This window comes from Actinomyces denticolens (genome assembly GCF_002072185.1).
Lineage (GTDB): Bacteria > Actinomycetota > Actinomycetes > Actinomycetales > Actinomycetaceae > Actinomyces > Actinomyces denticolens.
In genome coordinates this window covers 1-7660 of the sequence record NZ_MVIW01000064.1, presented here as the reverse complement: position 1 = coordinate 7660, position 7660 = coordinate 1, and the positions used below count along the sequence as shown (strand labels likewise).

The window sequence follows — 7660 nt, the reverse complement described above, 5'->3', positions numbered from 1 at the left end:
CCGACAGGCCGGTCCAAGGACACACCCCGCAAACCAGGGGCCGTCAGGTCTCGATTGAGTCAGACCCACCCACCCACAACCAACATAGTGGTCTCGATCGCCACTTCGACCGGTCTCGGCGAAGGGGGATGGGGTCAGGCGGGGTCATCGCCGACGCCGTGCGGCAGGAGGGCCATCCGGGCGCGGGTCGACTCGGCCGCCCGGCGGTCCCTCAGCGCCAGTGCGAGCTCGCGATCCCGCCGCTCCGCCAGCACCGCCGCGAGGAACCTCTCCGGGTGCGTGCCCTCCGGCGGCGGGGGCGAGACGCAGGAGGACACGCTCGCGGCCAGCTCGGCGCCGATCCGTGCCCGGGAGCGGGGCTCGATCGTCGAGGCGCGCTGCAAGAAGGTCCGCGTGACCAGCGCCAGGTTGCCCGGCAGGGAGCGCAGGTCGGCCTGCGCCGCCCAGGAGGCGAGCTCGGGCGGCATGAGGATCGGCGGCGCCGTGGCCGCCTCCAGCTGATCCCGGACCACGTAGGTCCCGGCGAGAAGGTCCCCCAGCCTCTTGCCGTGCCTGGTCACCGTGCACGAGGCGATCGCCAGGGTTGCGGCGGCGGCGTAGATCTCGATGATGCCCACGAGCACGCGGACCAGGGAGTGGCGCAGCCTCACGGCGCCGCCGTCGTCCCGCACCACGCGCAGGCCCAGGACCCACCGGCCGATGGAGGAGCCGCGCGAGGCCACCTCGATCGTCAGCGGCAGGACGACGAGCCAGGCCAGGAGGAGCACTGAGATCGCGATGACGATCAGTGGGTCCGCACCCGTCGCGCTTACAGGACGGAGGGCCAGGAGGGTGATGAGGGACAGGGCGAGCCCGATGATCGTCAGGCCGTAGTCGATGATGCCGCTGAGCATGCGCGCGGCGGCCGAGGCCGGGGCGGCGTCGAGGAGAACCGCCTCGCCCGTGACGATCCGGACCTCCTCCATCATCCGCTCGGATGAGGCGATCGTTCGATCCGCCATGCCATGCTCCTAACCGTGGATATCGATGCCTTCACCGCCGCCCACCGCGATGAGTGGGAGCGTCTGGACGCCCTGGTCGCGCGCCGCCGCCTGAGCGGGGCCGAGGCCGACGAGCTCGTCATCCTGTACCGGATCGCGGCGCAGCACCTGTCCAGGCTGAGGGCATCCGCCCCCGACCCCCATCTCATCACCGAGATGTCGGCACGGGTGGCCCAGGCGCGGGGCCGGATCACCGGCACCCGGGAGATCCGGGCCGGGGACGTCGCCCGCTTCCTCACCGAGACGGTTCCCCTGGCGCTCTACCGGGCGCGCTGGTGGGCGCTCGGCGTGGGCGCCGCGTTCACGATCATCGCCGTCATCGTCGGCGCATGGACCCTGCGCAGCCCGGAGGCCATGAGCGCCCTCGGGCCGTCCAGCGCGCTGGATCAGTACGCCAGTGAGAGCTTCGAGGACTACTACTCCGCCTACGGCTCCCACGAGTTCGCCGCCCTGGTGTGGACCAACAACGCCAGGATCGCGGCGATCTGCATCGGCGCGGGCATCACCGGCATCGCCCCCGCCTACCTCATGCTCGCCAACGCCATGAACCTCGGCCAGGCCGGGGCCATCATGGCCGACCACGGGCGATTCCTCCAGTTCCTCGCGCTCATCATCCCGCACGGGCTGCTGGAGCTGACCTGCGTGTTCTTCGCGGGCGGCGCTGGACTCAGGCTCTTCTGGACCCTCCTGGTCCCCGGGGCGCGCACTCGCGGACGGGCGCTCGCCGAGGACGGCCGACTGCTCATCACCGCGGCTGTGGGGCTGACCGGAGCGCTCGGAGTCGCCGGGCTCCTGGAGGGCTTCGTCACCGCCGCCCGGATCCCGTGGCTGCTCAAGGCCGCGCTGGGACTGCTCGCCCTGGCGGTCCTGTGGGCGTACACGCTCGTCCTGGGGCGCCGCGCCGAGCGGGTCCTCGCCGACGGCGGGGACGCCGTGCTCGTCGATGAGATGGGCTACGCCGCGCCCGAGGCCGGCTGAGCCCCGCCGGGCGAGTGCGCCGGGCGCAGCGCCGGGGCGCCCCGACCGCCCGGGGCGTCCCAGCGGGGCCCGGGGGGCCCGCGTCCTCAGCGCCCCCGCTCCCACGGGCGCCGTCATAGCCGCCCCGATGCCTTGAGCGCCAGGTAGGCGTCGGCCAGGGCGGATGCCAGGCCGCCGGGATCGGCCTGGACCACATCGGCCCCCGCGCGGGCCAGGCGGGCGCGCACCGCGTGCTGCTCCACGAGATCCTTCTCCGCGGCGGCGGCCGTGTAGACGGAGGCGGTGTCGCCCCGCTCGGCCCGCAGCTCGGCCAGCCCGGGGTCGGTGGCGGAGGCGATGACGAGCGCGTGGTCCCTGGCCAGGGCGGCGGTGGCGCGCAGCATGTCCGCATCGGCGGCGCCGTCGATCCCGGTCAGGATGACGACGAGCGATCTGTGGGAGAGCAACTGGCGCACGGTGGAGGCCAGCAAGGACCAGTCCGTCTCCACCAGGGAGGCGTCGAGCGGGGCGAGGGCGTCGGCGAGGGAGCTCATGAGGGCGGCGCCGTGCGCGCCCCGCACCTGGGCGCGCACGGCGTTGTCGACGGCGAGGGCGTCGACGCGGTCGCCGGCGCGCGAGGCCAGGGCCGCCAGGAGCAGGGCGGCCTCCATCTGGGCGTCGAGCCGGGGCATGTCCCCCAGCCGTGCCGCCGCCCGGCGCCCGGTGTCCAGGATGATGAGGATGCGGCGGTCGCGCTCGGGGCGCCAGGTCCGCACGACGACCTCCCCGCGGCGCGCCGTCGAGCGCCAGTCGATGGAGCGCACGTCGTCGCCCGCGACGTACTGGCGCAGCGAGTCGAACTCGGTCCCGGCGCCGCGCACCATGACGGCGCTGCGCCCATCCAGCTCGCGCAGGCGGGCGAGCTTGCTGGGCAGGTGGCGGCGGGAGGCGAAGGGCGGCAGCACCCTCAGTCGCGCGGGGGCGAGCAGGGAGGCCTGGCGCCCGGCGAGCCCCAGCGGGCCGAGCAGCCGAACGGTGACGAGATCGGCCCGTCGATCCCCGCGCCGCGTGGGCGTGAGCGCGGTGCGGGTCCTGCGCCGCTGCCCGGCCGGAATCGTCATCCGGCTGCGCTCCCCGGTCGCCCCGGCCGACGGCGCCCAGGCATCGCGGACCCGGGCCACCGCGGTCCGCGAGCCGGTGTTGGTCACGGTCAGGGTGGCGGTGGCGGTCTCACCGAGCATGATGGCGCCGGCCAGGCTCCGCTGGACGCGCAGGTCGCGCGGTGAGGCGGCCAGCAGCACGTCGGCACCCACCGCCAGCGCGGTCGCGGCCAGGACGACCACGATGGTCGCGGGCCGGGGCCAGAGCAGGCCGAGGATCGCGCCGAGGGCGAGGACGACGGCGGTGCGTCGCGCTAGGAACATGGCGTCTCCCTCCTCAGCGGCGCCATGGAGGGGAGCCGACGAGGGGCCAGGGGCTCTCGCATGGCGCTCAGCGGGGAACGGGGACCGAGCGCAGGGCGCCGGTGACGATCGCCTCCGCCGTCACGCCCTCGAGCTCGGCCTCGGCCCGCAGTTCGATGCGGTGGCGCAGGACGGGCAGCGCCAGCGCCTTGACGTCGTCGGGGGTGACGAAGGCGCGGCCGGAGAGCCAGGCCCAGGCGCGCGCGGCCGCGAGCAGGGCGGTCGCGCCGCGGGGGGAGACCCCCAGGGCCACCGAGGGCGCCTCGCGCGTGGCGCGCACGAGGTCGACGATGTAGCCCAGGACCTCCTGGGAGGCGCCGATGTCGCGGACCTGCTCGCGGGCCGCGAGGAGATCGGCGGGGCCGGCGACCGCCGCCAGGCCCGCGCCGGCCAGGTCGCGGGGGTTGAAGCCGTCGGCATGGCGGCTGAGGACCTCCAGCTCCTGGCCGCGCTCGGGCAGGGGCAGGACGAGTTTGAGGAGGAACCGGTCCAGTTGGGCCTCGGGCAGCGGGTACGTGCCCTCGTACTCGACGGGGTTCTGGGTGGCGATCACCATGAAGGGCGAGGGCAGGGGGCGGGGATCGCCGTCGACGCTCACCTGGCGCTCCTCCATGGCCTCCAGGAGGGCCGCCTGGGTCTTGGGGGGAGTGCGGTTGATCTCATCGGCCAGCAGCAGGTTGGTGAAGACCGGCCCGGCGCGGAAGGAGAACTCGGTGCTGCGGGCGTCGTAGACGAGGGAGCCGGTGACGTCGCCGGGCATGAGGTCCGGTGTGAACTGCACGCGCTTGGTGTCGATCTCAAGGGCCCGGGCCAGGGCGCGCACGAGAAGCGTCTTGGCCACGCCGGGCACGCCCTCGAGCAGGACGTGCCCGTCGGCCAGGAGCGCGATGACCAGGCCGGTGACGGCGGCGTCCTGGCCGACCACCGCCTTGCCGATCTCCGATCGCAGGGCGACGAGGCGGGAGCGGGCATCGGCGGTGGCGTCCTCCGCCCTCCCCGTGCTCCTCATGCTCCCCGGGTCTGTCGTGCTCTCCTGGCCCCCGGGCGGGATCGGCGCCGCGGGGGAGCGGTCGGCCTGGTCGGGCCGACCGGTGTCAGTGCTGCTCATGATGAGTGGACCTCGCTCTCGAGTCGGTCGAGCTGGGCGGCCAGGTCCGCGAGGGACCGGTCGTCTGGGGGCGTGGGGCCGTAGAGGATGCGGTCGACGTCGGCGGGCCGCAGGCGCCCGTCACGGCACAGGGCGTCGATGAGCTCGCCCCGACCGGCGCCCGTGGGCAGTCCGAGGCGCTTGCCCAGGCGCAGGGCCGTCCCCGCGCGCAGAGCCGTGGCGGCGCGGCCGCGGTCCCGGGCGCGCCGGTAGAGGCGGCCCCTGCCGATCGTGGTCTCCGTGGAGCGCACGATGGCGGGCAGGTCCTCGACGACGACGCGCCCGAAGCGGCGGCCCTCGGCGATGGCCAGGGCGAGCGCCGCGATGACCAGTTGCGCCAGGACAACGGGCAGGAAGCGGGGCGTGGACGGCTGGTTCCAGATGCTCCGCCTCGGTGCCTGAGCGGCGTCGTACCACACGACGCGCTTGGATGCGCCGATCGCGCGGATCGCCAGCGCCGCGTTCCCCTGGCTGGTCAGGCGGGAGTTCATGGCGGTTTCGGGCCAGGCCAGGACGCGCAGGGTCCCGCCCGAGGGGAGCGGCGCGGTGGCGTAGCCGTACATGCCGTCGGCGACGGGGAAGCATCCCGTGGCCCCTGCCGCGCCGCCCAGCCCCACAGATCCGCGCCCGGCCGGGATGGTCCCCGCGGCCTGGGCGTCGACGTCGTCGCACTGGGCGCTGACAGTGGTGCCGGAGGCGGCGCTGACGCCGCTGGGCGTGAGCCCGGTGAGCCCCTCGAGGCTGTTGTAGAGGGCGCCGAGGACGACGACGTCGCCGCCGGCCGAGGCGAACTGCCCGCGCTCCTCGTCGCTGAGGCGTCCGGCGTTGATGAGGACGACGGTCGCGCCCTCGGCCGAGGCCTCGCGCGCGGCGCGCGCGCTGGAGACGGCATCGACCTCGACGCCCCACTCGCCCACGAGCGCCGCGAGGGCCTGCGCGCCATTGGCGTGCGGGTTGTCGATGGCCAGCGACGTGGTCGACTCGGTGGGCTTGAGCGCCTGGGTGATGATGGCCAGGACGAGCAGGGCGAGCAGTGTGAGGAGCCCCGGCCTCCAGGAGCGCAGGCGCTGGCGGATGGTCGCGCCGATGACCTGGTCCCCGCCCGCGCCCGCCGGCCCGGGTTCCGGGGACGACGTGGCGGGAGCCGAGATCCCGGGGCGCGCCCCTGCGGGGGTCATCGGCGCGCCCCGCTCGCGGTCGCCGCATCGGCGGGGCGCCCGGCGTCGCGCCGCGCCCGGCCCGCCTGCGCCTCGACGTCGGCGGCCAGGGCCCGCATCCAGGCGTCCTCCTCCGGGCTGGCCATCACGTCCCCGTAGCGAACGGCGTCGAACAGGCGGGCGCCGGAGTGGAGGTCGGCGGACAGCCCGGGCAGTGCGTCAGCGGCGAGCCCGGCCGCCTCGTGGGCGGTCAGCCCCGGGTAGTCCTCGAGGATGGAGCGCTCGTCGAGGGAGCGGATGATCGCCCGGAAGCGGTCGACGACCGCGGTGGCGAAGTCGCCCCGATCGGCGGCGAGGTCCGCGGCGCTGGTCAGGGCGGCCGCGTCGCGGTCGTCCTCGAACAGCGAGCCGCGGACCTCGCCGCCGAGCCTGGCGATCGTGACCCGCCTCGCCATCGCGCCGATGACGACGATGAGGGCCGTCAGCGCGAGGACCAGGATCGTCGCGGAGGCCCACGGCGGGATGCCGGGGATGACCGAGCCGAGATCGATATGGTGCTGGATCCAGTGCCAGGCCGCCGTCAGCGGGTCGGCCCTCTCGGCGTAGGCGGGCTTCGCCAGCTCGCGCTGTGCCGCCTCGCCGGCCTGCGAGGCATCCGGCGTCGCCGGAGGGGTCCCCGCGCGGGCGAGCGCCCCCGGCGCGCCCGCGCCCCGGACGGCCGCCTGCTCCAGTGCGATCATGCGTGATCCCGCCACCGCTCCACGATGGGATCAGGCCTGGGCCGCGCGGCGCAGCTCGACGTCGAGGCCCTCGCCCCGCATGCGCAGGTCGATGTAGATCAAGGCGGACACCGCGGCGCTGAACGGGAGGATGACCGCCTGGACGAGATCGGTCAAGAAGGACTGCAGGGCCGCCATGAGGGGGAGCGCACTGCCCCCGACGAGCGCATTGGACGAGATCAGAAGGGAGATCGGGAGTGCCAGCACGCTCGAGGCGGTGACGGTGATGAGCACTGCCAGCAGGAGGGCGCCGAACACCCGCCAGAAGGAGCCCCGGCTCAGGCGCCAGGAGCGCTTGAGCGACTCGATGATCCCGATGTCCTCCAGGATGAGCGCGCTGGGGGCGCAGGTGAAGCGGACCATGAACACCCAGGACAGCGCGATGGCCAGGAGCGCGACCGCGAAGGCGGTCAGGATGACGAGCAGCGCCAGCCCCGGGGGCAGGGACGAGCTCGAGTCCCTGACGATCCCGTACATCGCCAGGAGGACCAGGCCCCCGAGGAACGCGACGGTGGCGAAGGAGACGAGGCTGATGAGCAGCGACTGCCCGATGAGGGCCCACATCCGGCCCTTGACCCGGGTCCATACCTCGCTCGCGCTCACGACCCTGCCCAGCACGGAGCGGGAGACGGTCATGATGAGCAGCCCGGACAGCACGGTCGTCGCCAGGAAGGTCAGGATGAGCGAGCCCAGCTCGGCGGCCAGGCCGAGCAGGAGGGAGGCCAGTTGCGCCTCGGCCTCCTCGGGGGTGAGCGACTGGCTCGTGCCCGGATCCGGGATGATGGACACGAGGGAGCTCCCCAGGAGGTAGCTGCCGGCGGCGTTGATCGCGCCGACGACCGCCATGGTCAGCAGGGCCGGGATGAACATCGCCCTGGGATTGGCGCGCATCGACTCGAAGGCGCCCGAGATGATGTCCCCGATGCCCAGTGGCCGCAGGGGGATGATGCCCGGCTTGGGGGCCGGGAAGAAGGACTGCGGGTCCCCGTAGGGATTGCCGCCCCCCATGCCGTCGGCGGGCGCCCCCCGGCCGGCGGGCGGGGTCCCGTAGGCGCCGTAGGCGGGTCGGGCGCCCGCCCCGGGCACCGCCGCCGGCCCGCCGTCGGCCCCGGGCGCC

General features: G+C 74.5%; 7 protein-coding genes. 1 reads left to right on the top strand and 6 read right to left on the bottom strand.

Annotated elements, in window-relative coordinates:
- Positions 1–134: 134 nt before the first annotated feature.
- On the bottom strand, positions 135–1001 hold the full coding sequence (locus tag B1H55_RS11715) for an RDD family protein (protein ID WP_073451076.1): 867 nt from the start codon (positions 999–1001) through the stop codon (positions 135–137).
- A gap of 15 nt (positions 1002–1016) precedes the next feature.
- Here B1H55_RS11715 and B1H55_RS11710 point away from each other — a divergent pair, with 15 nt between their 5' ends.
- The gene (locus tag B1H55_RS11710; protein ID WP_077240256.1) at positions 1017–2018 is read left to right on the top strand and encodes a stage II sporulation protein M; all 1002 of its coding nucleotides are present in this window, start codon (positions 1017–1019) and stop codon (positions 2016–2018) included.
- Between the two features lie 113 nt (positions 2019–2131).
- On the opposite strand, the gene B1H55_RS11705 is transcribed toward B1H55_RS11710, so the two are convergent.
- The 5 genes from B1H55_RS11705 to B1H55_RS12575 form a co-directional block, all read right to left on the bottom strand.
- A complete protein-coding gene (locus B1H55_RS11705) occupies positions 2132–3421 on the bottom strand; it encodes a DUF58 domain-containing protein (protein WP_077240240.1) in 1290 nt (429 codons plus the stop codon).
- 67 nt (positions 3422–3488) lie between these two features.
- On the bottom strand, positions 3489–4469 hold the full coding sequence (locus B1H55_RS11700; RefSeq protein WP_169917297.1) for an AAA family ATPase: 981 nt from the start codon (positions 4467–4469) through the stop codon (positions 3489–3491).
- Positions 4470–4564: 95 nt separating this feature from the next.
- Positions 4565–5785 (bottom strand): DUF4350 domain-containing protein, encoded by a 1221-nt coding sequence (locus B1H55_RS11695; RefSeq protein WP_073451079.1) that lies wholly within the window; start codon positions 5783–5785, stop codon positions 4565–4567.
- Positions 5782–6504 (bottom strand): DUF4129 domain-containing protein, encoded by a 723-nt coding sequence (locus B1H55_RS11690; protein WP_073451080.1) that lies wholly within the window; start codon positions 6502–6504, stop codon positions 5782–5784. The genes B1H55_RS11695 and B1H55_RS11690 overlap by 4 nt, the downstream gene beginning before the upstream one ends.
- Before the next feature lie 30 nt (positions 6505–6534).
- On the bottom strand, positions 6535–7660 hold a 1126-nt coding region (locus B1H55_RS12575), incomplete at its 5' end, for a DUF7847 domain-containing protein (protein WP_080461751.1).

Coding starts and splice junctions, on each gene's coding strand:
- B1H55_RS11715 (WP_073451076.1), bottom strand. CDS start 1,001: ATGGCGGATCGAACGATCGCCTCATCCGAGCGGATGATGGAGGAGGTC.
- B1H55_RS11705 (WP_077240240.1), bottom strand. CDS start 3,421: ATGTTCCTAGCGCGACGCACCGCCGTCGTCCTCGCCCTCGGCGCGATC.
- B1H55_RS11700 (WP_169917297.1), bottom strand. CDS start 4,469: ATGAGGAGCACGGGGAGGGCGGAGGACGCCACCGCCGATGCCCGCTCC.
- B1H55_RS11695 (WP_073451079.1), bottom strand. CDS start 5,785: ATGACCCCCGCAGGGGCGCGCCCCGGGATCTCGGCTCCCGCCACGTCG.
- B1H55_RS11690 (WP_073451080.1), bottom strand. CDS start 6,504: ATGATCGCACTGGAGCAGGCGGCCGTCCGGGGCGCGGGCGCGCCGGGG.